Origin of the sequence: Mesorhizobium sp. M0001, from assembly GCF_040324255.1 — a bacterium.
In the GTDB taxonomy this organism is placed as follows: Bacteria; Pseudomonadota; Alphaproteobacteria; order Rhizobiales; family Rhizobiaceae; genus Mesorhizobium.
The window spans coordinates 533,315-558,971 of record NZ_JAMYVS010000002.1; the positions used below are offsets into that span (position 1 = coordinate 533,315).

Below are 25,657 nucleotides of genomic sequence, written 5' to 3' on the forward strand. Positions count from 1 at the left end.
GCGGCCGCCCGGTGTTCCTCGGAGACGGTAGCCGGCGCATGACAGATATCTCGCTTTCCGATCACGCAGTTGCCGGGAAGACCGCGCCCCCCAGTGAGGCGCGTGCAATGCGACTGCCGACGCAATGGCTCGGCGTTGCGCCATTCTTCATCTTCGCCATCATGTTCCTGATCCTACCCACGCTCTATCTGATGCTGGGTGCATTCCAGAACGATGCCGGCGAATTCACGTTCGAAAACATAGCAGCACTGGCGCAGCCATCGATTGTCGCCGCCTACTGGATCTCGCTCAAGGTCAGCCTTTCCTCGTCGCTGATCGGCGCCTTCGCAGGTCTCGGCATCGCCATCGCCATCGTGCGCGGCGGCCTGCCGGAGTGGATACGTTCGGCGACGCTGACATTCTCCGGCGTGGCTTCCAATTTCGCCGGCGTACCGCTGGCCTTCGCCTTCATCGCCACGCTCGGACGCCTCGGTCTCGCCACGGTGCTGCTCAACACCGTGTTCGGCCTCAACATTTATGCGCACGGCTTCAACATCCTATCGTTCTGGGGCCTGACGCTGACCTATGTCTATTTCCAGATTCCCCTAATGGTGGTCATCATCACGCCGGCGATTGACGGCTTGAAGAAGGAGTGGGGCGAGGCTGCGGCGACGCTTGGCGCCACCCAGACGCAATACTGGCGCATGGTGGTCATCCCGGTGATCTGGCCGAGTTTCCTCGGCACGGTCATCCTGCTCTTCGCCAATGCCTTCGGCGCCATCGCCACCGCCTATGCGCTGACCGGCTCTTCACTCAACATCGTACCGATCCTGCTCTATGCGCAGATACGCGGTGACGTGCTGCACAATGCCCATCTCGGCTATGCGATCGCCTTCGGCATGATCGTCATCACCGGGCTGGCCAATGTCTTCTACATTTGGTTCCGGACGCGCTCGGAGAGGTGGCTGAAATGAAGTCCGGAAAATTCTGGGCCTGGGTCGTCTTCGGGCTGGGCGCGGCCTATTTCTTCATTCCGCTGATCGCGACGGTGGAATTTTCCTTGCGCATGCGGCGCGGCGCTTATTCCTTCGACGCCTATCAGATCGTGCTTGGCGACCCTCGTTTTCAGGCGACCTTTGGCTACTCAGTGCTTGCCGCCATCTTCACCATCATTCTGGGCGTGTTGATCGTGGTGCCCGCCGCCTACTGGATTCGACTGCGCCTGCCGCAACTGCGGCCGATCGTAGAGTTCATCACGCTGCTGCCGCTGGTCATTCCCGCCATCGTCATCGTCTTCGGCTATATCAGGATGTACGGTTCGAATTCGCCGCTGCCGTTCCTGGCGACCGACATGGGCACAAATGCCTTGCTGGTCATCGGCTATGCAATGCTGGCGCTGCCCTACATGTATCGCGCGGTCGATACCGGACTGCGCACCATCGACGTCAGGACGCTGACCGAAGCGGCGCAGATCCTTGGCGCCGGTTGGGGCACGATCATTGGTCGTGTGATCCTGCCCAATGTGCTGATCGCCGTGCTGTCGGGCGCCTTCCTTACCTTCGCCATCGTCATTGGCGAATTCACCATGGCCAGCTTGCTCAACCGGCCCGCCTTCGGCCCCTATCTGCAAAACGTTGGCGCCAACCGCGCCTATGAGCCGGCGGCGCTTGCCATCATCGCCTTCGCCATCACCTGGGGCTGTATGTCGCTGATCCAGATCCTGTCCCGTTTCGCGCCGAGATCGGCGAACCGCCCGAACTGATCGACAAAGTACTGATCGAAAGAAAAAGCCATGGCCGAACCATTCCTCTCCATCCAGCATGTGCGAAAATCCTTCGGCGCCACCACCGTGGTCGAAGATTTCAATCTTGATGTCGAGCCGGGCGAGTTCGTTTCCTTCCTTGGGCCATCGGGTTGCGGCAAGACCACCGTGCTGCGCATGGTCGCCGGTTTCGAAGAGCCGTCGGCGGGCAAGATCGTCGTCGCAGGCAAGGACATCACGAGGCTGAAGCCCAACCAGCGCAATGTCGGTATGGTGTTCCAGGCTTACGCGCTGTTCCCGAACCTGACCGTGGCGCAAAATATCGGCTTCGGCCTGAAGGTCGCCGGCATGGCAAGGGCAGAGATCGATTCCCGGGTCGCCGAGATGCTCGACATCATCAAGTTGCCGCAGATGGCGGACCGCTATCCCTATCAGCTCTCGGGCGGCCAGCAGCAGCGTATCGCGCTGGCGCGTGCCATCGCGCCGAAGCCGAAGCTGCTTCTGCTCGACGAGCCGCTGTCGGCGCTCGACGCCAAGGTACGTGTGTCGTTGCGCGAGGAAATCCGCTCGATCCAGAAGAAGCTCGGCATCACCACCATCTTCGTCACACATGACCAGGAAGAGGCGCTGTCGATCTCCGACCGCATCGCGGTGATGTATGGCGGCAAGGCCGAGCAGGTCGGCACGCCGTTCGAGATCTACAACCGGCCGGCGACCAAGTTCGTCGCCAATTTCGTCGGCACGCTGAACGTGCTCGAAGGCACTGTCACCGATGCCGCGTCCGGCAAGGTGCGCGTCAACACGCAGGAAGTCTCGCTAATGGGCAAGCTCAACGGCTCGAAGTCCGGTGACACGCTGTCGCTGGCGCTGCGACCGGAGGCGATTTCGCTCGGACGCCAACCCGGGCGCGATTCAAGCCTGTCGGGCGAAATCTCCGAAGTGCACTTCCTCGGCTCGGTCATTCGCGTTCGCGTCGGCATCGGCGGCAACACGGTGTCGCTCGACACCTTCAACAGCCCGGCAACGCCACCGCCCGCGGTCGGCGAGAAGGCCGACATATCGTTCTCATCAAGCGATATGCTGGTGCTGCACTAGCAAGCAGCATTTTGGCGCGACCGAGGCGGTCGATTCGAGCTGGCGCGATGAACGGCCGTATCATTGCCGGACCCCGAGTGCTGGATAATCAACAGCATCTTGCCATCCAGCCACTGCCCATGATGCCGCTTCGCCGCTACGATGGGCCATGGCGCTATTCGAACTTACCCTCATCCTGCTTCTGGCTGCCGTCGCGCTGACGGCGCTGTCGCGGCGGCTGGAAATTCCCTATCCGTCCCTGCTGGCTCTGGCCGGCGTCGCGATTGCCTTCGTACCCGGTGCGCCGACGATCGAGATCGATCCGGAGCTGGCGCTTGCCCTGTTCATCGCGCCGGTGCTTCTCGACGCCGCCTATGACACGTCGCTGCGCGACCTCAAGCGCTACCGGCTGTCGCTCGCGTTGCTCGCGCTGGGCGCCGTGGTCTTCACCACCGTGGTGGTTGCCTTGGTCGGCTGGAAGATGGCCGGCCTGCCGATCGCGGCGGCAATCGCGCTTGGCGCCATCGTCGCGCCACCGGATGCGGTGGCCGCATCCGCCGTGCTCAGCCAGTTCAAGGTACCGCACCGCATCACCGCCATCCTGCAGGGCGAGAGCCTGCTCAACGATGCCACGGCGCTGCTGATCTACCGGCTGGCGGTTTCGGCCGCGCTTGGCACGATCATGCTCAGCAACGCCGTTCCGGTGATCCTGCTGGCAACGATCGGCAGTGTGATCGCGGGCTATCTGTTTGGCCGCGTCTCGCTGCTGGCGCTCGGCCGCATCGAGGATGCGGCGAGCAGCACGGTGGTGCAGTTTGCCGGAACCTTCGCCGTGTGGATCATCGCCGACAGGCTCGGCCTTTCCGCCATCATCACCATCGTCGTCTATGCCATGACCATTGCGCGCAGGGCGCCGCGCCAGTCGTCGGCGAGACGCCGCGTCAGCACCTATTCGGTCTGGGAGTCGGCCGTGTTCGTGCTCAACGTGCTGGCTTTCGTGCTGATGGGCCTGCAGGCACGCACGATCGTTGGCAGGCTGGCCGGCGACGGGCAAGGCGAAGCATTCCTTTTCGCCGCAACGGTGCTGGTCGTCGTTATCGTCGCGCGCCTTGTCTGGGTGGCGAGTTACGTCGCGATCATCCGGTGGCTTGCCCGCTTCGGCAGCCAAGAGGCAAGGCGGGAATTGCCGACATTCGGCGGCGCCGTCATTGTGGGCTGGTGCGGCATGCGTGGGTTGGTGACGCTGGTGGTGGCCATTGCGCTGCCGGCCGATTTTCCCGGCCGCGACCCGATCGTGCTTGCCGCCTTCGCGGTGGTGCTGGGCACGCTGGTGCTGCAAGGCATGACGCTGAAGCCGCTGCTGCGCTGGATCAACTTCGACCCCGATAGAACCGTCGACAATGAGGTGGCGCAGGCGCGCGTCGCCATCATGCAGGCAGCACTGGACGTGCTGAGCCGCAAGACATCTGCGGCCGCCGCCGTCGTGCGCGAACAGTATGAAGCGCAGCGCCTGATTGCGGAAAACCCGGAGGACGCTCAGGCGGCGACCGAATACGACCGGCTGCGCCTCTATGCCATCAACCGCCAGCGCGACACGCTCGAGGAGTTGCGCAGCAACGGCACGATCGGCGACGAAGCCTACCACCGGCTGGAGGAAGAGATCGACTGGGCCGAACTGGCGGCATCGCCGGCGGGCCGGTTCCAGCCGCTGACCACATCATAGACGCTGGCCCAGTTCCGCCGTCGTGCCGGTACATTGCAACCAATCTGCCGAACCGCTACTGCCAAAGCGAAATTGAGCCGGATAAGCAATGAAGCTGGTCAGCTACAACATCCAGTACGGGTTCGGCGGCGATGGCCGTTACGATCTTTCGCGCGGCACCAAGCTGGTCGACGGCGCCGATATCATCGCGCTGCAGGAGGTCGAGCGGCATTGGCAGCGCACCAATGAGGACGACCAGCCGGAGGTCCTGTCCAAGCTGCTGCCTAGCTATTACTGGGTCTATGGCCCGGCCTTCGACATGGACGCCAGTGAGCAGCGCGACGGCCGGGTCGTCAACCGCCGCCGCCAGTTCGGCACCATGCTGCTGTCGAAGCTGCCGATCGCCTGGTCGCGGCTGCACGCGCTGCCCATGCGCCGCACGCTGCGGCCGCTCAACACGCGCAACGCCGCGCTCGAATGCATGATCCGCACGCCGGCCGGACCGGTAAGGGTCCTGTCGCTGCATCTCGCCCATATCGCGGCGGAGGAGCGTCTGGAGCAGATCGACTATCTCTTGGCCGAGCATCGCCGCGCGCCGTCCGAGGGCGGCCCGTGGAGCGGCGCGGACGATGAGCCTTCGCGCAACTGGACCAGCGGCGAGGCCGAGCCGGAGAACCCGACGGCGGCGATCTGGATGGGCGATTTCAACATGGAGCCTGGCAGCGCCGAATACAGCCGCATCGTCGGCAGCACGCCCTATCATCGCGGGGCGGCCTATCTCGACGGCTTTGTTGATGCCGCTGCCGTCGCTAGCGAGCCGGCTGCCGATTACCACACCCATGTGAAAACGATCGACAGGAAAGTGGCAAAACGCCGGCTCGACCATTGCTTCGTCGGCGGTATGTTCGCCGACCGTGTGCGCTCGGTCAGTGCCGATATAGGCGAGATCGCTTCAGACCATTTTCCGGTCCGGATCGATATCGATCTCGAAACGCCTTTGAGCTCGGGAGATCGGTGAGCCCTCGATGACGCTTTTCGTCTTCTTCGCGGTGCTTGCCGCCGCCGCCATGCACGCGATCTGGAACGCGCTGGTCAAGGTCCATCTCGATCGCTTCCTGTCGATTACGCTGATGACACTGGGCATGGGGTTTGCCGCGCTTTTCGTGCTGCCCTTCGTCGAGTTTCCGAAGGCCGAAGTGTGGCCTTTCATCATCGCCTCGGTGATTTTCCACATGGGCTACCGGACCTTCCTCATCGGCGCCTACAAGGCCGGCGATTTCGCCCAGACCTATCCGCTGGCGCGCGGCACGGCGCCGCTTTTGACCGCCCTCGGCGGCGTTGTCGTGGTGCAGGAGATGCCGGCGCCTTTCGCCATCCTCGGCATCCTGCTGCTGTCGGCCGGCACGTTGGTGATGTCGTTTCGCGGCGGCGCGCATCTGGAGCGGATCAATCTGCGGGCGGTCGGCTTTGCGCTCGGCACTTCGATCTTCATATCCAGCTACACGCTCTCCGACGGCAGCGGCGCGCGGCTGGCCGCAACGGCAACGAGCTATGCCGCATGGCTGTTCATCTGCGATGCCACGTGGGCGCTGGTGCTGTGCCTCATCTTTCGCGGGCCCAAGGCGCTGCCCGTGCTGGCGCGCGACTGGAAGGCAGGCCTGTTCACCGGCGTGCTTAGCGGCGCGGCCTACTGGATCGTCATGTGGGCGATGACCAAGGCGCCGATCGCCTCGGTGGCGTCGTTGCGCGAGACGTCGATCCTGTTTGCCATGATGATCTCGGTTTTCGCGCTCGGCGAGAAGATGACAGGCTGGCGCGGCGCCGCCGCGCTCAGCATCGTCGCCGGTGTCGTGGCCCTCAGACTGGGCTGAGAGCCTGATACTTCAGCAGAGCACCGTCATCACCTGTCCGCGCCGTTCCGGACTGAAGCGGATGACGACGATGATGCAGACGGCGACCACGCCGGCAAACAGCGCCAGCGCGTAGCCACGAGATTGGGCGAGAAGGCAGCCAGCGCGCCGATCACCGAATAGCTGACGATGTTGAGCATCAGAATGGGCTTGCGGCCATATTTGTCGGCCAGCCTGCCGAAGAAGAAGGCGCCGATGAAGCGTGTCGCCAGCGTCAGGAACAACGCTTTGGAGACTGCCGGGACGTCAGTGTTGAATTCGGTTGCGATATCGGTGAGCAGGAACGTCAGAAGGAAGAAATCAAAAGCGTCGAGCGTCCAGCCGAGGAAGGAGGCAAGGACGGTTTCTTCTGCTGCGCGGTGAGAGCCACGACGTTCCTCCTAAACGCCCCCGGGGAACGATATGTTCCTTGGGGCGCAAAAGAGAACAGGCGTCAGCCGGCTTTCGAAAGAAGCGCGGTCACTTTTTCGTAATGTCGAGATCGAACACCATCAGCCCGTCGGTGCCGCCTTCGAGCGCTGCGACCAATCGGGCGCCGGCGCGCTGATGCGCTTCATGCACGAGATAGGCGTCGCGGGCGGCGGCATCGCGGAAGTCGATGGTGAAGGCATGGCTGAAGCCGCGCGCGAACGGCTCCGGGCTGACATTGGTGCTGAAATGGACCGTGTCCATGCCGTCGACGACGGAGCGCAGTGCTTCGAGATCGGCGTGGATTGCCGTGCGCTCGGTGGCGGGCACATCGCTGCGGAAGCGTACGAAGACGCAGTGTCTGATCATTGGTTCGTTCTCCTAAGTGGCTATGCGGCCCGATTGCCGGAGAACACCGCCGGCGGAAGCGGCTCGCGGCCGAGGATGATGTCCGCGCCTTTTTCGCCGACCATGATGGTCGGCGCATTGGTGTTGGAGGAAGGCACGCGCGGCATCACCGAGGCATCGCAGACGCGCAGGCCCTCGATGCCGCGCAGGCGCAGGTCCGGTGTGACCACCGCCATATCGTCATGGCCCATGCGGCAGGTGCCCACGGGGTGATGGTCGGTCTTGGCGGTGCGGCAGGCATAGTCGATCAGCTCGTCATCGCTGGCGAGCGATCGTCCGGGCAGCACCTCGCGCAACACGTAAGGTGCAAGCGCCTTCTGCCGCATGATCTCGCGCGCAAGCCTGAGGCCCTTGATCGACATGGCGCGGTCATAAGGGTCCGACCAATAGTTGGGATCGATCAGCGGGTGGTCGGCCGGGTCGGCGCTGCTCAGCCGCACCGTGCCGCGCGAGCGCGGGCGCAGGAAGGCCGAGTTCAAGGTCACGCCGGGGTTCTTCAACCTCTCGACGCCGGCCTCGATGCCGGAGCCGAGTCCCAGATGGAACTGGATGTCGGGCGAGGCGGCGGTCGGATCGGCGTACCAGAAGCCGCCGGTCTCGAACAGGCTGGAGGCGACCGGCCCTTTCTTCAGCAGCAGATACTGCAAGCCGGCCCACGCGGTGCGGTGCAGCTTGGCGTAGTTGTCATAGGTGTGGTCGCCGGTGCATTCGGCGATGACGAACAAATCGAGATGGTCCTGCATGTTGGAGCCGACACCGGGCAGATCATGCACCGGCGTCACGCCGACCGATTTCAGGTGATCAGCCGGGCCGATGCCCGACTGCATCAACAGCTTCGGCGAACCGATGGCGCCGGACGAGACGATCACTTCGCGCTCGGCGCGCATGATGGTCTTCTCGCCGCCGGGTTTGTCAACGATCTCGACGCCGGTGGCGCGGCCTTTCTCGACGACGATGCGGGTGACCAGCACATCGGTTCGGACCGTCAGGTTCTTGCGGGCGCGGATGGGCTTCAAATAGGCGACCGAAGCGGATGAGCGCCGGGCGTCCTTCTGGGTCAGCTGGTAGTAGCCGACGCCTTCCTGGCTAGCGCCGTTGAAATCCGGGTTGAAGGGGATGCCCATCTCTTGGCCGGCGCGGAAATAGGCCTCGCAAATCGGCAGCGGCGAAATCGGGTTCGACACGCCGAGCGGCCCCTGGTCGCCGTGAAAATCGTTGGCGAAGCGCTGGTTGTTCTCGGCGCGCTTGAAATAGGGCAGCACGTCGCGATAGCCCCAGCCCGCGAGGCCCTCTTCCTTCTCCCATGCGTCGTAGTCGCGAGCGTTGCCGCGCGTGTATATCTGGGCATTGATGGACGAGCCGCCGCCGACCACCTTCGCCTGCGTATACCAGAAGACGCGGTCCTGCATGTGCCTCTGCGGCACAGTCGACCAGCCCCAGGAAGCGATGCCCTTGGTCATCTTGGCAAAGCCCGCCGGCATGTGGATGTAGGGGTGCCAGTCCTTGCCGCCGGCCTCGAGCAGCAGCACGGAATTCGCTGGATCCTCGCTCAGCCGGTTGGCCAGAACGCAGCCGGCCGGGCCGGCACCTACGATGATGTAGTCGGTCATAACTCTATCCACCTACAGTCGAGGCACGGAGAGCGCGCCGTCGACATTGATAATCGAGCCTGTGGAAAAGCCGAGCTTGCCGGCGGCAAGCGTCGCCACCACGGCGCCGATGTCCGATGCTTCGCCCCAGCGTTTTGCCGGCACCAGGCCGCTGTCGATAAGCGCGTCGTATTTGGCTGATACGCTCGCGGTCATGTCGGTGCGAATGATGCCGGGCCGCAGTTCGAACACGCCGATGTTTTCCGGCGCAAGCCGTAGCGCCAGGTTCTTCACCCACATCGAAAGGCCGGCTTTCGAGATGCAGTAGTCGGGGCGTTCCGGCGAGGCCATATCGGCGCTGACCGAGGTGATGGTGATGATCGAGCGCGGATGATTGCTGGGAGCCGCCAGCATCGCCTTGGCGACGGCCTGGCTAAGGAATACGGTGCCGCGCAGATTGATGCCGAGCGCACGGTCGAAGTTTTCGGGCGTCAGTTCCAGCAGGTCGCCGCGCACCACGGCGCCGACGCCGGCATTGTTGACGAGGCAGTCGATGCGGCTGAAGGCACGTATGGCGGCGTCGACGAGGGCCGTGTGATCCTCGAGGTTGGCGATATCACAACGGACATAGGCGAACTCCGCACCCCGTGCGGTGATGTTGGCGGCCAGTTCGTCCGGCGCTTGTTCGGCAAGGTCGGCGATCAAAATGTCGAAGCCGTCCCCGGCCAGCGCCTCGGCGCAGGCGAGCCCAATGCCGCGCGCACCGCCGGTGACGATTGCTGCGGGGCGGGTCATGCCGCGAGGTCCGTTCGGCGAATATGCTCGGCCACGCGCAGCGCCTGTGCCGCAATCGACAGCGCCGGATTCACGGCGGCCGAGTTCGGCAAAAAACTGGCGTCGACAACGAACAGGTTCGGGTGGTCGAAGGCGCGGCAGAAAGGGTCGAGCGGCGACGTCGCCGGATGGTCGCCCATTTTCACCGTGCCGCACTGGTGCGAGGGCGTGCGCTTGTCGAAGGGACGCGACAGCACGATGGGATAACCGCAGGCGCGGAAGTTCTCACGCATCACCCTGGTCAGCCCGTCCAGCGACTGCATGTTGGAGCGCCGCCATTGCATGACGATGTCCTTGCCGTCGACCATGATGCGGCTTTCCGGATCGGGTAGATCCTCGCACATCAGATACCAGTCGACAGCGTGACCGGCCATGTAATCGAGCGCGAATTTCGGCACGTGTTTGACGTTGGCCTTCAACATGTTGCCGTCGATCTTGCCGAGCAGCTGGACGTTGCCGAGCGGCTTGCCGCCTTTGCCGTCGGAGAGATAGTAGTCATTCAGCATCAGCGTCTTCTGGTAGACGCTGTCGTTCCTGCGGCGCGGATCGATCGCCAGCATGGCGCTCGAATTATGGTTCATGAAATTGCGGCCGACCTGGTCGGAGCGGTTGGCGAGGCCTTTGCCATCTGGTGAAGGCGAGCGCAGCAGGATGACGGCGGAATTGACCGCGCCGGCGGACAGGATGACCAGCTTCGGCGCGACTTTCTTCAGCTCGCCATTCTGACGGTAGTGAACGGCAGCGATGCTTTTGCCGTCGGACGACGCTTCGAGATATTCGACATGGCAGCCGGTTTCGAGCCGGATATTGCTGTCCTTGAGTGCAGCCGTCAGCGGTCCGGTCTGCGCATCAACCTTGCCCTGGGCGGTGTTGGGGAATGCGTCCCAGCCGGTCTTGCCCTCTTTCAGCCAGGTGTCGATGTCGACGCCGAGCGGCAGCGAGGCGGGGTGCAGGCCCAGTCCCTTCAGCTCGGCGCGGGCGCGCGCAATCGGCGCTTCGTCGGGCACCGGCTTGAAAGCATAGGGGATCGAGTGGAACGGTTCGGTCGGGTCCTCGCCGAGCGAGCCGCGGACGCGAAACAGCTGCTCGGCTTTCGAATACCAAGGCTCGAATTCATCGTAGGAAAACGGCCATGCCGGCGAGACGCCACCGAAGTGCTCCATGGCGGCGAAATCCTCTTTGCGGTAGCGGATCAGCACCGCGCCGTAGAATTTCGAATTGCCGCCGACATAGTAGTAATTGCCGGGGTTGAAGGCGCCGCCGCCGGGCTCGCGCCACATCTCCTTCGGACGGTAGTGGCCATCGACGAAGATCGAGCGCGTGTCGCGGGCATGCGGCGTTGCCGGCAAGGGCTCGCCGCGCTCCAGCATCAGGACCGAGGCGCCGCTGCCGGCCAGGCCGGAAGCGATCGTAGCGCCGCCGATGCCGGAGCCGATGATGACGATATCGGGGCTGACCATCTCGATCAGCGGATGCGGTGTTCGGTCGCCGGATCGAAGAACACGGCCTTGGTCAGGTTGAAGGCGAGCGGCGTGCTGGTGCCCGGCTGGATGTTGGCGTCGGCCCGCAACCGCGCCACCACGCCCTTGCCGCCGAGATTGGTCACCGCGAACGTGTCGGACCCTGCCGGCTCGACCACTTCGATGTGCAGGTCGGCAGTGGCAATGTTGGAGGCGTTGCGTTCCGCACCTTCCGGATCGGTCAGCGCTTCCGGGCGCACGCCGAAGATGATCGGCTTGCCCTGGAATGCCGAAAGACCCGCCGGCGCGTTGGCCATCGGCAGCGTGATCGGCTCGCGCGCCTCGCGCTCCAACACGACGGACAGCGCATTGCCCGACGTGGCAATGGTCGCCGGGATCAGGTTCATCGCTGGCGAACCCATGAAGTCGGCGACGAACAAATTGGTCGGGTTGTTGTAGATCTCGGCCGGGGTGCCGAACTGCTGCACCTCGCCGTCGCGCATGACGGCGATCTTGGTAGCCAGCGTCATCGCCTCGATCTGGTCGTGGGTGACGTAGACGATGGTTGTGCCGGTGGTGGCATGCAGGCGCTTGATCTCGATGCGCATGTCAACGCGCAATTTGGCGTCGAGGTTGGACAAAGGCTCGTCGAACAGGAACAGCTTGGGGTCGCGCACCAGCGCCCGGCCCATGGCGACGCGCTGGCGCTGGCCGCCGGAAAGCTGGCTCGGCTTGCGCTGCAGGAGGTGGCCGATCTGCAGGACCTTGGCCACCTTGTCGATCGCCTTTTGGCGTTCGTCGGCCGGCACGCCGCGCATCTCCATGCCGAAGGAGATGTTTCCGGCCACCGTCATGTTCGGATAGAGCGCATAGCTCTGGAACACCATGGCGATGTCGCGCTTGGATGGGTGCAGATCGTTGATGGCGCGGCCGTCGACGCGGATTTCGCCCTCGGTGATCTGCTCCAGGCCGGCAATCGTGTTGAGCAAGGTGGACTTGCCGCAGCCGGACGGGCCGACCAGCACCAGGAAGCCGCCCTTTTCGAGCTCGACATCGATGCCCTTCAGGATCTCGACATTCCCGAAGCGCTTCTTCAGCCCATCAATTTCCAGAAAAGCCATGGTCGTTCCTTCCGAATTGATCAGCCCTTGACCGCGCCAGCCATCAGCCCGCGCACGAAATAGCGGCCGGCGACGACATAGACGATCAGGGTGGGCAGAGCCGCGATCATCGCGGCCGCCATGTTGACGTTGTATTCGACGACGCCGGTCGAGGTGTTGACGACGTTGTTGAGCGCCACCGTCATCGGCATGGAGTCGCCTGTGCCGGCGTAAGCCGAAGCGAACAGGAAGTCGTTCCAGATGTTGGTGAACTGGTAGATGACGGTGACGACGAAGATCGGCATCGAGTTCGGCAGCATGATGCGGCGGAAGATCTGGAAGAAGGAGGCGCCGTCGACCTGTGCGGCCTTGATCAGCTCGTTCGGGAATGCCTCGTAATAGTTGCGGAAAAACAGTGTAGTGAAGCCGATGCCGTAGACGACATGGACGAAGACCAGGTTGACCGTCGGATTGCCGAGACCGAAACTCGTACCCGTCGCATTCTGCAGCTTCACGCCGAAACGTCCCAGGCTGCCGAGGATGGTCGCCATCGGCAGCAGCACCGACTGGAACGGAATGAAGCAGGCAAACAGCATCAGCCCGAACACCAGCGTGGCGCCGCGAAAACGCCATTTGGTCAAGACGTAGCCGTTGAGCGCGCCGAGCATGGTCGAGATCAGTACGGCTGGAACCACCATCTTGATCGAGTTCCAGAAATAGCCCTTGATGCCGGCGCAGGTGAGGCCGACGCAGGTCTCGCCCCAGGCCTTCAGCCACGGGTCGAAGGTCGGCGCCGTGGGCAACGCCAGCATGTTGCCGTTCTGGATCTCGTCCATGGTCTTGAACGAGGTCACCAGCATGACGAACAGCGGCATCAGATAAAACAGCGCAAACAGCGCCAGAAGCCCGTAGATGACGATGCGGTTGAGGGTCTTGGTGCTCATGCCGCCGGAGGCCTTTTGGGAAGCAGCGGGGCGGGCAGGGGTGGCGACAGCGCTCATCGCGGCTTCTCCCGCAGTTCGGAATAGAGATAGGGCACGATGATGGCGACGATGGTCATCAGCATGATCACGGCACTGGCCGAGCCGACGGCCATTTCGTTGCGCTTGAAGGTGTACTCATACATGAAGTTGGACGGCAGCCAGGCCGAGCCACCGGGGCCGCCGCTGGTCAGCGCCACCACGAGATCGTAGGACTTGATGGCAAGGTGCGCGAGCACGATGAAGGCCGACAGGAAGATTGGCCGCAGCAGCGGAATGACGATGCGGCGGTAGAGCTGAAAGGTGGTGGCACCGTCGATCTGCGCCGCCTTCATGATCTCGCCGTCAATGCCACGCAGGCCGGCCAGGAACATCGCCATGATGAAGCCGGAGGCCTGCCAGACGCCGGCAATGACCACCGTGTAGATGACGAAATCCTTGTTCTTGATCCAGTCGAAATGGAAGCTCGTCCAGCCCCACTGATGCAAGGTCTGCTCAAGACCGAGGCCGGGGTCGAGGAACCATTTCCAGGCGACGCCGGTGACGATGAAGGACAGCGCCATCGGGTAGAGATAGATCGGCCGCAACACGCCTTCGCCGCGAATCTTCTGGTCGAGCAGGATGGCCAGGAACAGGCCGAGCGCCAGGCAGATGGCGATGTAGAGAAAGCCAAAAATGCCCATATTGACGATCGACGTGTACCAGCTCGATGGCGGGTCGGAGTCGAACGTCCAGCCCCACAGCCGTAGATACGCGCGTGGTCCGGTAATGACATAGGACGGGAAGGTCTTGGAATTGGTGAAGGACAGATAGACAGTCCACAGGATAAAGCCATAGACGAAGACGATGGTGATGGCGAAGCTCGGCGCCAGCACGATCTTCGGCAGCGCGTCCTGCAATCGCGCGCGCACGGAGGGGCGAGACCGCTCGGGTGTCAGCTTGATCTGGGTCGTCGCTACACTGCTCATGAGGCTCCTCCCGTTAGGGTCGTCCGTGCTCTGCCGTCAGGAGGCAAGGCGGCCCCGTGCATACGGGTCTCTGGTCGGCATGGTGTTCAAGAGGGTTTCACCGTTTCACGGAAACGGCGAACCTCTCTAACTCTTTCTTTTACGCAATTCCGGCCGGAAAACCGCTCACACTTTTCCTGGAATTGCGCCAGCCGGCCAATCCTGAGGCGACCCTTCCCCGCCGAAGCGGGAAAGGTGTCTTGCTGGCCAGGGCTTACTTGGCGTCGTCGATTGCCTTGACCAGTTCGGTCACGGCTTCGTCCGAGGTCTTGATCTGACCGTGGACGAACTTCGAAACGACGTCCTTGTAGGCATTGGCGACCGCCGGAGGCGCGCCATAGCCCTGGGCAAGCGAGCCGAACAGTGTGCCGCCTTCGTTGGCAGCCTTCAGGTCGGCGATGCCCTTCTTGCCGCACGCGTCGAAGTCGGTGTCCGGAACGTCGGTACGGGCGGGAACCGAACCCTTGACGACGTTGAAGGCCGACTGGAAGCTCTTCGACAGGGTGGCGGTGGCCAACGCGACCTGGGCGGCCTTGCGGTCGTCCGGAACGTTGAACATGCCGAACATGTCGGAGTTGTAGACCACCGAGCCTTCCGTGCCCGGGAAGCGATAGCACAGGAAGTCGGTGCCCGGCGTTTTCTTGGCGGCGTTGAACTCGCCCTTGGCCCAGTCACCCATCACCTGCACCAGGGCATCGCCCTTGATGACCATGGCGGTGGCAAGGTTCCAGTCGCGGCCCGAGAAGTTCGGGTCGACATAGGTGACGAGCTTGGCGAGGTTGTCGAACGACTTCTTCATCGTGTCCGACTTGAGGGACTCGTCGTCGAGGTCGTTGAAGGCCTTCTTGTAGAACTCAGGTCCGCCGGTCGACAGCACAACCGAGTCGAACATGGTGGCTTCCTGCCAGTTCTGGCCGCCAAGGGCGAGCGGAATAACGCCAGCCGCCTTGGCTTTGTCGAGCAGGGCGACGAAGTCGTCGAAGGTCTTTGGCTCGGTGCCGCCGATCTTGTCCATCACCGCCTTGTTGATCCACAGCCAGTTGACGGAGTGGACGTTGACTGGAGCAGCGACCCACTTGCCGTCATAGACGGAGAACTTCTGCAGGGCTGCCGGAACCGACTTGTCCCAGCCTTCCTTCTTCGCCGTCTCGGTCAGGTCGCCCATGACGCCGGCCGCCGCATAGTCGAGCACGGTGTAGCCGAGCATCTGCGACGCGGTCGGGTAATTGCCGGCCGCGACCATCGCCTTCAGCGCAGTCATGGCGGCGTCGCCGCCACCACCGGCCACCGGCACGTCCTTCCAGGCATAGCCTTCCTTGGCAAGGTCGCCCTTGAGGACGTTGAGAGCAGCCGCTTCGCCGCCCGACGTCCACCAATGCAGCATCTGCACTTCCTTGACGTCCTCGGCATGGGCCGAGAAAGCAAAGGCCGTCGCCAGAGCCGTTCCGATAAGCATTTTGCGCAACATGTTCTACCTCCCTTGTTGCATTACACGACCGGTGGAAGCCCACCGGGTTCTTCCAAACTCAGCCGACCCACCAACCGGTGCGCTGGCCGCGATGAAACTGGATTGTCTTTTCCTCGGTATAATCCTCGACAGCGCGTTTGCCGAGTTCGCGTCCGATGCCGGACTGCTTGTAGCCCCCGAATGGCAGCTCGGGAAAGCCTTCCATGAATGTGTTCACCCAAACGGTCCCCGAACGCACACCACGCGCCACCGACATACAAGTGTCGATGCTGGCGCTCCACACCCCTGCCGACAGACCATAGGGCGTGTTGTTGGCGATGTGCAACGCCTTTTCAATCGATCCAAAAGTCAGCACGGAGAGCACCGGGCCAAACACTTCCTCGCGCGCAATAGCCATGTCTTCGGTAACGCCGCGAATGATGGTCGGATCGAGGTACTGGCCGGCATTGGACGCCAATTGGCCGCCACCGCTATAGACATTGCTGCCGTCTTTTGCTGCTGCCGCAACGTAATCTGCGACCTTGGTCAGATGGTCGGCGGAAATCATCGCGCCAACCTTGGTTCGGTCGTCGAGTGGGTCGCCGACCGTTACCTTGGCGGTCAGGGCCTTGACAGTGGCGAGGAAATCGTCGGCGATGGCTTCATGCACGATCAGCCGACTGCCGGCATTGCAGCATTCGCCGGCGTTGAAGAAGCCGCCGAACACTGCTGCGTCAGCGGCCGCCTCGAGATCGGCATCGGGGAAGACGATCTGGCCGTTCTTGCCGCCGAGCTCCATCGAGACTTTCTTCAGCGACTGCGCGGCGGAAGCCATGGTCATCTTGCCGACGCGGGTAGAGCCGGTGAACGACACCATCTCGACCAGCGGATGGCTGACCATCGGCCCCCCGACATCGGCGCCGAGGCCGGCCAGGATGTTGACGACGCCCGCGGGCAGGCCGGCCTGCATCAGGATGTCGCCGAGCACGAAGGTCGAGGCCGAGGTCATTTCGCTCGGCTTGACCACCGCGGTGCAGCCGGCGGCGAGCGCGAAGGGCAGTTTCTGGCTGACGATCAGGAACGGGAAATTCCACGGGGTGATGATCGAGACGACGCCGATCGGCTCGCGCAGGACCACGCCCAGCATGGCGTCGCCGAGATTGGCGTAGCTTTCGCCGTGCAGCGTGCGGGCGAGCGAGGCGGCATAGCGCCAGATGTCGATGGCGCCGCCGATCTCGCCGCGCGCCTGGGCGATCGGCTTGCCGGATTCCAGCGCATCGAGTCGGGCGATGTCTTCGAGCTGGGCCTCGATCAGGTCGGCCGTCTTGAGCAGGATGGCTGCGCGCTCGGCCGCCTTCGTGCGCGGCCACGGGCCGGTCTCGAATGCCTTGTGCGCGGCCTGCATGGCCGCCTCCACCTCGGCCTCGCCGGCCTGCGCATAGCGCGAAACGGTGAAGCCATGGCCGGGGCTGTTGCGCGCAATCGTGCGGCCGTCACGGGCATCGACATGCTTGCCGTCGATCAGGAGCTTGTAAACCTTCGGCGCCTTGGACGCCTCGGCCGGCATGGAAATGTTGAGCGGTGCGTTCATCATGCTTTCTCTAAGATCTGGAAAAGGCCGGCCTCTGCTTGGCCTTGAAGGCGCTCACGCCGGCTTTGAGGTCGCCGGTCAGCGCAACGAAGCCGCTGGCGAGCGCCTCGGTGGCGGCCGCACTTTCCTCGCCTTCGGCGACTGCGATCATCAGCTTGGCGGCTTCGGTTGCGAGCGGCCCGCGCCCGGCGATTTTTTCGGCCCAAGTCCTGGCCTCTGCCAGCGCCTGGCCGGTCTCGACCACACGATCGACAATGCCGAGGGCGAGCGCGTCGGGGGCGGCAAAGACCTCGCCGCCGAGCGCCATGCGGCGCACGATCTGCGCCCCGAAGCGGCGCACGGCGCGCTGCGTGCCGGACCAGCCGGGGACGACGCCGATCGATGTCTCGGGAAAGCCGAGCTTCACCTGCGTTTCGGCGACACGGAAGTCGCAGGCGACTGCCAGCTCCAGCCCGCCACCCAACGCATGGCCGGAAAGCACCGCGATGGTCGGTTGCCGCAGCCGCGCCAGTCGGTCGAAGACGCGGTGGCCGTAGCGCACCCATTGCACCTGAAAGTCGGCAGCGCTCATCTCGCCCCAGGCCTCGACATCGCCGCCGGCGCAAAAGCCCTTGCCTTCGCCGCGGATCAGCGCGACGCGCACGCCTTCAGCCATTTCGGCTTCGTCGAGCGCTGTCTCGAGCGCGCGCAGCATTGGAATGTCCAGCGCGTTGAACTTCTCCGGCCGGCGCAGCGTGACGATACCGATGGCGCCGTCCTGCTCGAAGGTGACGAGGCGCTCAGCCATGCGCGCCTCCGAGAGAAGCGCCGCCATTCAGCGACAGGCCGATCGGCCGATCCTGGTACAGCGCCGCCGGTGTCACCTTGAGGTCGTTGGCGACGCCGAGCGGTGTTTCGGACTGCGCCAGCACATCGCGTTCGAGGTCGATGCCAGGCGCCAGTTCCGTCACCATCAGACCGTCCGGCGTCAGCTTCATCACGCAGCGCTCGGTGACGTAGGTGATGTCCTGCCCTTGTGCGACGGCGCGCTTGCCGGAGAAGGAGATGTGCTCGACCTCGTTGACCACCTTCTTCACCTTGCCTTCTGCATCGATGCGAATGCCGCCATCGGCGAGCGACAGTTTTGCGCCGGCATTGAAGAAGCCGGAGAAGACGATCTTTTTCGCCCGTGCCGTGATGTCGACAAAGCCGCCGGCCCCGGCGGTGACATGTGGCCGGGCCGAGAGTTTCGACACGTTGACGGAGCCATGGCGGTCGATCTGCAAGAAGGAGAGCAGCGAGGCATCGAAGCCGCCGGCCTGGAAATAGATGAACTGGTGCGGCGAGGGCATGATCGCCTCGGCATTGGAAGCGCAGCCGAACTTGAAGTCGAGCAGCGGCACGCCGCCGACGGCGCCCTGCTCGATCACCCAGGTGACTTTGCCGTGCTGGTCTTCCTCGAGAAGGATACGCGGCACGTTTGCCGAGATGCCGAAGCCGATATTGACCGCCATGCCGTCGCGCAATTCCATGGCGACGCGGCGCGCGATTACTTTCTGGACGTTCATCTCAGCGTTGCGGAAGCTGGACAACGGCCGGAAGATCTCGCCCGAAATCGCCGGGTCGTAAGGCGTCAACGTCGTCTGCAACTGGTTCGGCGCCACCACGATGTGGTCTACCAGCACGCCGGGCACGCGCACGTCATGCGGCTTCAGCGTGCCGTTCTCGACGACGCGCTTGACCTGCGCAATGACGATGCCGCCATTGTTGCGCGCGGCGAGCGCCTGTTCGAGGCCGCCCAAATAGGCGCCTTCATGCTCGTAAGTGAGGTTGCCGCGCTCGTCGGCGGTGGTGGCGCGGATGATCGAAACGTTGGGCACGATCGAGCGGAAATAGAGCCATTCCTCGCCGTCGAACTGCTGCACCGAGACGATCGGCTCGCTTGCAGCCTCATTCATGGCGCAGCCCTGGTGGCGCGGGTCGGCAAAAGTGTCGAGGCCGACCTTGGTCAGCACGCCCGGCCGCTTGGCGGCGGCCTCGCGGTGCATGTCGAAAAGGATGCCGGAGGGCACGTTGTAGGCGGCGACCGAATTGTCGCCGATCATCTTCCATATCTGCGGCGGCTCGGACGAGGAGGGGCCTGAGGGATAGGAGCCGCAGAGCGTGCGCTTCAACAAGCCGGGCTTGGCCAGATGGTCGATGCCCTTGATGCCATACATGTCGCCGGCGGCGATCGGATGCAGCGTGGTGATGTCTTTCGGATGGCCTTCGGCGTCGAAGCGCTCGCCGATGGCAGCCAGGACGGCGTCAGGGCAGCCAAGGCCGCTCGACGACGAGACGGAGACGGTCATGCCGTCCTTGATGAGGCTTGCTGCTTCAGCGGCGGAGACGAGCTTGCTCACACGACACCTTTCGGATCGATAGTGACGGCCTTGCCGGACTTTGCCGACTGCAACGCTGCTTCGGCTGAGGCCAGCGACCAGACGCCGTCCTCGCCGGTGGCGGAGGGCTGGCCTTCTCCACGCATGGCGGCATGGAACTGGCGCAGCGACCTGGCGTAGAGGTCTTCTCGGTCGAAGCTCAGTTCTTCCTCGCCTTTGGCGGTGCGTAGCAGCACCGAGCCGACTGGCTTCTGCGTCATCACATTTTTTGCGACCAGCGAACCTTCGGAACCATGCACCTCAAAGCCGGTATCGGCGAACTTGGTTGTGAAGCCTTCATGCGACTGGGCGATGATGCCCGACCCGAAGCGCCAGATGCACATGGCGCCGTCTTCCAGCCCGCTGCTGGCCATGCCGGCCAACTGGGTGAAGGCCGAAATCTCGACCGGGTCGTCGCCGAGCACGAAGCGCAGCGTGTCGGCATCATGCACGGTGATGTCGAGCACCACGCCGCCGCCGGACTCAGGCTTGGTAATGCGCCAGCCCTGCAGGTTTTCCGGCAAATAGACGGAATGGAAGACGCGCGCGGCAATCGGCTTGCCGATATGGCCGGCTGATATGGCGTCGCGCATGGCGCGGTGGGCGCCGGCATTGCGCAGATGATGATTGGTGCCAAGCACGACACCGGCTTCCTTGGCGGCGGCGACCATTGTGCGCGCGTCGGCGCTGTTCAGCGCCAGCGGCTTTTCGCACAGAACATGCTTTCCCGCCTTGATCGCAGCCAACGCCTGTTCGAGATGCAGTTCATTGGTGGTCGAGATGTAGACGGCGTCGATTTCGGCGCCGAGCAGGTCGTCCAGCCTCGAGACGGCAAGCGGAATATTCTGTTCCGCGGCATAAGTCTTGGCGCGCTGCGGACTGGAGCTCATCACCGCCGCGATCTCGCCACCCTCTTGCGCGCGGATGGCGTTGATCATGAACTGTTTGGCGATCGTGCTGGCGCCGATCAGTCCCCATTTGACGCTCATGCCGCGTCTCCCATTCCTGCTGATGTGTCCTGGGCGCCGCGATCGGGACCGCAGCTGTCCCTGACGACTAGATTGACGGCGCCGATATGGTCCTCGGCATGCGTGATGCGCGACTGGATCATCTTCAGCATGACGTGGGCGGCGCGTTCGCCGAGGCCGGGTGTGTCCACCGAGACGCTGGTCAGCGCCGGCATATAATGCTCGGCCTCGACCACGTCGTCGAAGCCGACGACGGCGAAATCCGCGCCGGGCTCCAGCCAGCGCTTGCGCAGCGCCAGCATGACGCCGAAGGCGACGGCGTCGTTGAAGCACAGCGCCGCCGTCGGCGGCTCGGCCATGGCAAGGGCGGTTTCCAGGCAGGCGATCCCGCCCCTGCGGCTGGTCTCGCCTTCGACGACAAGCACGTCGCGTCTGGCCATGCCCAATGTCTCGCAAGCTTCACGAAAACCGCCCAGGCGCTCCTGATAGACGACCAGGTCGGAGGTGCCGCCGAAGAAGGCCAGCCGGCGATGGCCCTTGCCGATCAGATGGGCGGCGGCGAGATACGCGCCGCGATGGTTGTCAGGAGCGATCACCGGGATGCGGCTGTCCGGCAGGCGGCGCATGGCGAAGACGACCGGCACGCCCGCCATCTCGAGGCGACGGAAGGCGCCCGGCGTGGTGCCGCGTGCCGGTGACACGATCAGGCCTGCGACGCCCTGTTCCATCAGCGACTTCAGCACTTCTTCCTGGCGCACCGGGTTCTCCGCCGTGTTGGCGATGAAGGGCACGATGCCGGCTGACTGGAAGACGCGCTCCATGCCGACCGCCAGTTCGGCGAAAAAGGGGTTGGTGAGATCGTTGATGACCATGCCGATGACGTTGGAATGGGCTTTGCGCAGATTGGCGGCGCCGCGGTTGTAGACATAGCCGACATCCTCGATCGCCTTGCGAACCTTGACCGCGGTTTCAGGCCGGATCAGCCCTGAGCCTTGCAGCACAAGCGACACCGTCGATTTGGACACACCAGCCTCGCGGGCGATGTCCAGGATCGTTGCCTTGGCCCGGCTGGCCATGTCGGTGGTTTCCTCCGCTTAAATGGGCAAATCTATTGGAACGTTCTAATCACTCTGCCAACCGAGAGTCAATCGGGATTCTTGCGGAGATCGATAAGGTGATGAATGTGGTTCCTAGCAAGGACTCTTAGCCTTCTTCGGCATTTGGACCGGTTCAATCGCCGCAATCATAAAGGTTCTTGATTTATTGGAACGTTCCATTTATAGGATGCCGAAAACGGAGGTTGCCATGGATATCACCCTGCCTACGCAGAATGGCGGCCGCGTCAGCTACAAGCTGGCGGGCAGTCCGGTCGAGCCCGTAATCGGTGCGGTTTTCCCGCGCATCGCCTATGCCGCGGCCCATGTCGTCGCCGATCCTTTCGCGATGACCGACCCCTGGTCGAAGCCTGCGGTCGATTGGGACAAGACGATGGCGTTTCGGCATCATTTGTGGCGGCTTGGCTTCCGCATCGCCGAGGCGATGGACACCTCCCAGCGCGGCATGGGTTTCGACTGGGCGAATGCGCAGGAATTGATCCGCCGCTCGATCGCCGAGGCGCGCAGCGTCGAAGGCGCAGACCTCGCCTCGGGCGCCGGCACCGATCATCTGGCGCCGGGAGCTGCCAAAACCCTCGACGAGGTGACCGCCGCCTATGAGCAGCAGTTCGCTTTCATAGAAGGGCAGGGCGGCAAGGCGATCATGATGGCAAGCCGGGCGCTGGCAGCCGTGGCCAAGAGCTCAGATGACTATGTGCACGTCTACGATCGCATCCTCAGCCAGGCATCCGGCAAGGTCATCCTGCATTGGCTGGGCGACATGTTCGATCCGGCACTGAAAGGTTATTGGGGCAGCGGCAATTTCGAGGCCGCGCTCGACACCGTCGTCGCCATCATCGAGCGCCATGCTAATAAGGTCGAGGGGATAAAGATATCGCTGCTCGATGCCGGCAAGGAAGTTGCCTTGCGCAACCGGCTGCCGGAAGGCGTCGTCATGTTCACTGGCGACGATTTCAACTATCCCGTACTGATTGCCGGCGACGGGAAGCGGCACTCGCACGCCTTGCTCGGCATCTTCGACGCCATCGCGCCGGTCGCCAGTGCGGCGCTGGCGAAACTGGCTGAGGGCGACCGCGCCGGCTATGACGCGCTGATGGCGCCGACAGTGCCGTTGTCGCGCAAGATCTTCGAGGCGCCGACGGAGTATTACAAGGCCGGCATCGTCTTCATGGCCTGGCTCAACGGCCATCAGGACCATTTCGCCATGGTCGGCGGCATGCAGTCGGCGCGCGGCATCCTGCACTATGCCGACATCTTCCGCCTTGCCGACCAGGCAGGGTTGCTCGCCGATCCCGAGCTTGCGCTGGCCAGGATGAAGCATTTCTGCGCGGTTGCAGGTGCCTGAGAACGACACAATCGCTGGCTGAAACCTATCCCACGTATGGAGGATTTGCGTTCTCGCGCCAAATCTGTATTCGGTTGCCGGGATTGGATGCGGACGGAGCGGCAATGACGGAAAAAGTGGCGCTCATCACCGGTGTAACCGGGCAGGACGGGGCCTATCTCGCAGAATTGCTTCTGCAGAAGGGCTATATTGTCCATGGCGTCAAACGCCGCTCGTCCTCGTTCAACACCGAGCGCGTTGACGACATCTATGTCGATCCGCACGAGCGCGGTGCGCGTTTCTTCCTGCATTATGGCGACCTGACCGACGCGACCAACCTTATTCGCCTGGTGCAGGAGACACAGCCCGGCGAGATCTACAATCTCGGCGCCCAGAGTCATGTCCAGGTGAGTTTCGAGACGCCGGAATACACCGGCAATGCCGATGCGCTGGGAACACTCAGGCTGCTCGAGGCGATCCGCATCCTGCGCCTGGAGAAGTCGGTGCGCTTCTATCAGGCATCGACGTCGGAGCTTTACGGCAAGGCGCGCGAGGTCCCGCAAAGCGAGGCGACGCCCTTCCATCCGCGCTCGCCCTATGCCGCCGCCAAGCTTTACGCCTACTGGATCACGGTCAACTACCGCGAGGCTTACGGCATGTTCGCCGCCAACGGAATCCTGTTCAACCACGAAAGCCCGACACGCGGCGAAACCTTCGTCACCCGCAAGATCACGCGGGCCGTCGCCTCGATCCATCACGGCCTTCAGGCCACGCTCTATCTCGGCAATCTCGACGCCAAGCGTGACTGGGGCCATGCGCGCGACTATGTGGAGGGCATGTGGCGCATTCTGCAGCACAGTGAAGCCGACGATTTCGTGCTGGCGACCGGTGAGGCGCATTCGGTGCGCGAATTCGTCGAACTGGCTTTTGCCGAGACCGGACGCACCATCCGCTGGCAAGGCGAGGGTGTCGATGAAGTTGGTGTCGATGCCGGTTCGGGCACTGTCCTGGTGCGCATCGATCCGCGCTATTTCCGGCCGACCGAGGTCGACCTGCTGCTCGGCGACCCCGCCAAGGCCAAAGCCAGGCTGGGGTGGTCGCACACGACCGGCTTCAGGGATCTGGTGGCGGAAATGGTGCAGGCCGATCTGGCGCGCACCGCCGGCGGCACGCGGCAGAACAGCCGTTCTGCGTGAGGCAGGTTCATGGACGCGACATTTGATCTGAAAGGCAAGCGTGTCTTCGTCGCCGGGCATCGCGGCATGGTCGGTTCGGCCGTCGTGCGCCGGCTGGCGAGCGAGGACTGCGAGATACTCACCGTATCGCGCGACAGGCTCGACCTGCTCGACCAGGCAGGGGTGCGGCGCTGGATGGCCGAGCACAGGCCGGATGCGGTGGTGATGGCGGCCGCCAAAGTCGGCGGTATCCTGGCCAATGACCGGTTCCCTGTCGATTTCCTGCAGCAAAACCTGGTTATGCAGGGCAATGTCATTGACGGCGCCTTTCGCAGCGAGGTCGGCAAGCTTTTGTTTCTCGGCTCGTCCTGCATCTATCCAAAGCTCGCGCCGCAGCCGATCAGGGAAGACGCGCTGCTGACCGGTCCGCTCGAACCCACCAATGAATGGTATGCGATCGCCAAGATCGCCGGGCTCAAACTGTGCCAGGCCTATCGGCGCCAGCATGGCGTCGACTACATCTCGGCGATGCCGGCCAACCTTTACGGTCCTGGCGACAATTTCGATCTCCAGTCCAGCCATGTCGTGCCGGCCCTGATGCGAAAGGCGCATGCACTGGCGCTGAGCGGCGGCAACAGCCTCGAGGTCTGGGGCTCGGGCACGCCACGGCGTGAATTCCTGCATGTCGACGACGCCGCCGATGCCTTGGTCTGGCTGTTGAAGAATTATGCCGGCGACAGCCACGTCAATGTCGGTTCGGGCGAGGATGTCACCATTGCCGAGCTTGCCCAGACCGTCGCATCGGTCGCCGGCGTCGAGGCTATCGCCTTCGATACGACCAAGCCAGATGGCACGCCGCGCAAGTTGATGGATGTTTCGCGGCTGTTTGCAACGGGATGGCGCCCGCGCTACGCGCTTCGCGGTGGATTGGAACAGACGTATGCGTGGTTTCTCAACCATGTTGAGAAGGGTGATGTCCGCCTCGGCGCGGCCTGATTCCAATTTTCCTTGAACCATTTCGCTGCCGCCCGCGACCAAGCGGTGTGTAGCAAACACGGTCCATCAAGGAGAACGTCAATGTTTATCACTTCAAGAAACGCATTTCTCGCCGCCATCGCGGTTTCGGTGCTGGCAGGGTGTCAGACGGCACCGCCGAGGGAATGCGAGAAGACCAAGCCCGGTGTCACCTACAACGGCAAATGCTGCGGCATCGGCACCCCGTGCCGTGAAGGCAGCAACGCCCCTCATGACAAGCCCGACAGGCCCGATCCGCGGCCGCAATGATCCGCGAGCCTGAAACGTCCCGGCACGTGCCGGGACGTTTCGCCCTCCGACAGGGTGGATTTACGGATCGGAAGGCCGCTACCCGGTTCCTTGCTGGCCGGCATTTGAGTACGAAACGGGACGGCGGGGCAGTAGACGATG

General features: G+C 63.4%; 23 protein-coding genes and 1 pseudogene. 10 read left to right on the forward strand and 14 right to left on the reverse strand.

Annotated elements, in window-relative coordinates; all coding sequences use genetic code 11:
* The first annotated feature begins 38 nt into the window (after positions 1-38).
* The 6 genes from NKK50_RS07545 (at position 39) to NKK50_RS07570 (ending at position 6,388) form a co-directional block, all read left to right on the forward strand.
* Positions 39-953, forward strand: coding sequence for an ABC transporter permease (locus tag NKK50_RS07545; protein WP_023671170.1), 915 nt, complete (start codon positions 39-41; stop codon positions 951-953).
* The gene (locus NKK50_RS07550) at positions 950-1,741 is read left to right on the forward strand and encodes an ABC transporter permease (protein WP_023671171.1); all 792 of its coding nucleotides are present in this window, start codon (positions 950-952) and stop codon (positions 1,739-1,741) included. The genes NKK50_RS07545 and NKK50_RS07550 overlap by 4 nt, the downstream gene beginning before the upstream one ends.
* 30 nt (positions 1,742-1,771) lie before the next feature.
* The gene (locus NKK50_RS07555) at positions 1,772-2,836 is read left to right on the forward strand and encodes an ABC transporter ATP-binding protein (protein ID WP_023725205.1); all 1,065 of its coding nucleotides are present in this window, start codon (positions 1,772-1,774) and stop codon (positions 2,834-2,836) included.
* Between the two features lie 148 nt (positions 2,837-2,984).
* Entirely contained in the window at positions 2,985-4,538 is a 1,554-nt protein-coding gene (locus tag NKK50_RS07560) for a cation:proton antiporter (protein ID WP_023704038.1), read from the forward strand.
* 88 nt (positions 4,539-4,626) lie between these two features.
* Positions 4,627-5,535: an endonuclease/exonuclease/phosphatase family protein gene (locus NKK50_RS07565; RefSeq protein ID WP_023833586.1), complete on the forward strand. Its 909-nt coding sequence runs from the start codon at positions 4,627-4,629 to the stop codon at positions 5,533-5,535.
* Between the two features lie 7 nt (positions 5,536-5,542).
* Complete coding sequence (locus NKK50_RS07570; RefSeq protein WP_023833585.1) at positions 5,543-6,388, forward strand: EamA family transporter; 846 nt, start codon at positions 5,543-5,545, stop codon at positions 6,386-6,388.
* A 119-nt stretch (positions 6,389-6,507) separates the two neighbouring features.
* Here NKK50_RS07570 and NKK50_RS07575 read toward each other — a convergent pair.
* The 14 genes and pseudogenes from NKK50_RS07575 to NKK50_RS07640 form a co-directional block, all read right to left on the reverse strand.
* Positions 6,508-6,771: pseudogene (locus NKK50_RS07575) on the reverse strand (MFS transporter); the annotation flags it as partial.
* 115 nt (positions 6,772-6,886) lie between these two features.
* The gene (locus tag NKK50_RS07580; protein WP_023683219.1) at positions 6,887-7,204 is read right to left on the reverse strand and encodes a Dabb family protein; all 318 of its coding nucleotides are present in this window, start codon (positions 7,202-7,204) and stop codon (positions 6,887-6,889) included.
* A 20-nt stretch (positions 7,205-7,224) separates the two neighbouring features.
* Complete coding sequence (locus NKK50_RS07585; RefSeq protein ID WP_023833584.1) at positions 7,225-8,853, reverse strand: GMC family oxidoreductase; 1,629 nt, start codon at positions 8,851-8,853, stop codon at positions 7,225-7,227.
* Between the two features lie 12 nt (positions 8,854-8,865).
* Complete coding sequence (locus NKK50_RS07590) at positions 8,866-9,627, reverse strand: 3-ketoacyl-ACP reductase (protein ID WP_023825182.1); 762 nt, start codon at positions 9,625-9,627, stop codon at positions 8,866-8,868.
* On the reverse strand, positions 9,624-11,126 hold the full coding sequence (locus NKK50_RS07595) for a GMC oxidoreductase (RefSeq protein ID WP_023833583.1): 1,503 nt from the start codon (positions 11,124-11,126) through the stop codon (positions 9,624-9,626). Before NKK50_RS07595 ends, NKK50_RS07590 begins: the two co-directional genes overlap by 4 nt.
* Positions 11,127-11,131: 5 nt before the next feature.
* Positions 11,132-12,247 carry an ABC transporter ATP-binding protein gene (locus tag NKK50_RS07600; RefSeq protein ID WP_023671180.1) on the reverse strand — a complete coding sequence of 372 codons (1,116 nt, stop codon included), beginning with the start codon at positions 12,245-12,247 and terminating at the stop codon, positions 11,132-11,134.
* Between the two features lie 20 nt (positions 12,248-12,267).
* Positions 12,268-13,227 carry a carbohydrate ABC transporter permease gene (locus NKK50_RS07605; protein WP_023671181.1) on the reverse strand — a complete coding sequence of 320 codons (960 nt, stop codon included), beginning with the start codon at positions 13,225-13,227 and terminating at the stop codon, positions 12,268-12,270.
* A complete protein-coding gene (locus tag NKK50_RS07610; RefSeq protein WP_023671182.1) occupies positions 13,224-14,174 on the reverse strand; it encodes a carbohydrate ABC transporter permease in 951 nt (316 codons plus the stop codon). Before NKK50_RS07610 ends, NKK50_RS07605 begins: the two co-directional genes overlap by 4 nt.
* Positions 14,175-14,427: 253 nt before the next feature.
* The gene (locus tag NKK50_RS07615; RefSeq protein ID WP_032888198.1) at positions 14,428-15,681 is read right to left on the reverse strand and encodes an ABC transporter substrate-binding protein; all 1,254 of its coding nucleotides are present in this window, start codon (positions 15,679-15,681) and stop codon (positions 14,428-14,430) included.
* 58 nt (positions 15,682-15,739) lie between these two features.
* Positions 15,740-17,251, reverse strand: a complete 1,512-nt coding sequence (locus NKK50_RS07620) for an aldehyde dehydrogenase family protein (RefSeq protein ID WP_023833582.1) — start codon at positions 17,249-17,251, stop codon at positions 15,740-15,742.
* Between the two features lie 10 nt (positions 17,252-17,261).
* Positions 17,262-18,038 carry an enoyl-CoA hydratase/isomerase family protein gene (locus tag NKK50_RS07625; protein WP_023744185.1) on the reverse strand — a complete coding sequence of 259 codons (777 nt, stop codon included), beginning with the start codon at positions 18,036-18,038 and terminating at the stop codon, positions 17,262-17,264.
* Positions 18,031-19,632 carry an acyl CoA:acetate/3-ketoacid CoA transferase gene (locus NKK50_RS07630; protein ID WP_023833581.1) on the reverse strand — a complete coding sequence of 534 codons (1,602 nt, stop codon included), beginning with the start codon at positions 19,630-19,632 and terminating at the stop codon, positions 18,031-18,033. The genes NKK50_RS07625 and NKK50_RS07630 overlap by 8 nt, the downstream gene beginning before the upstream one ends.
* Entirely contained in the window at positions 19,629-20,639 is a 1,011-nt protein-coding gene (locus NKK50_RS07635) for a Gfo/Idh/MocA family protein (protein WP_023833580.1), read from the reverse strand. Before NKK50_RS07635 ends, NKK50_RS07630 begins: the two co-directional genes overlap by 4 nt.
* Positions 20,636-21,694, reverse strand: coding sequence for a LacI family DNA-binding transcriptional regulator (locus NKK50_RS07640; RefSeq protein WP_023744188.1), 1,059 nt, complete (start codon positions 21,692-21,694; stop codon positions 20,636-20,638). Before NKK50_RS07640 ends, NKK50_RS07635 begins: the two co-directional genes overlap by 4 nt.
* A gap of 229 nt (positions 21,695-21,923) precedes the next feature.
* Between NKK50_RS07640 and NKK50_RS07645 the strand changes: the two genes are divergently transcribed.
* From NKK50_RS07645 to NKK50_RS07660, 4 genes are all read left to right on the forward strand, one after another.
* Positions 21,924-23,078, forward strand: a complete 1,155-nt coding sequence (locus NKK50_RS07645; RefSeq protein ID WP_023744189.1) for a dihydrodipicolinate synthase family protein — start codon at positions 21,924-21,926, stop codon at positions 23,076-23,078.
* 104 nt (positions 23,079-23,182) lie between these two features.
* Positions 23,183-24,253 carry a GDP-mannose 4,6-dehydratase gene (gene gmd / locus NKK50_RS07650; RefSeq protein WP_023686427.1) on the forward strand — a complete coding sequence of 357 codons (1,071 nt, stop codon included), beginning with the start codon at positions 23,183-23,185 and terminating at the stop codon, positions 24,251-24,253.
* 9 nt (positions 24,254-24,262) lie between these two features.
* Positions 24,263-25,228, forward strand: coding sequence for a GDP-L-fucose synthase (gene fcl / locus NKK50_RS07655; protein ID WP_352543241.1), 966 nt, complete (start codon positions 24,263-24,265; stop codon positions 25,226-25,228).
* Positions 25,229-25,309: 81 nt separating this feature from the next.
* Positions 25,310-25,516: a hypothetical protein gene (locus NKK50_RS07660; protein ID WP_081732499.1), complete on the forward strand. Its 207-nt coding sequence runs from the start codon at positions 25,310-25,312 to the stop codon at positions 25,514-25,516.
* Positions 25,517-25,657 lie beyond the last annotated feature (141 nt).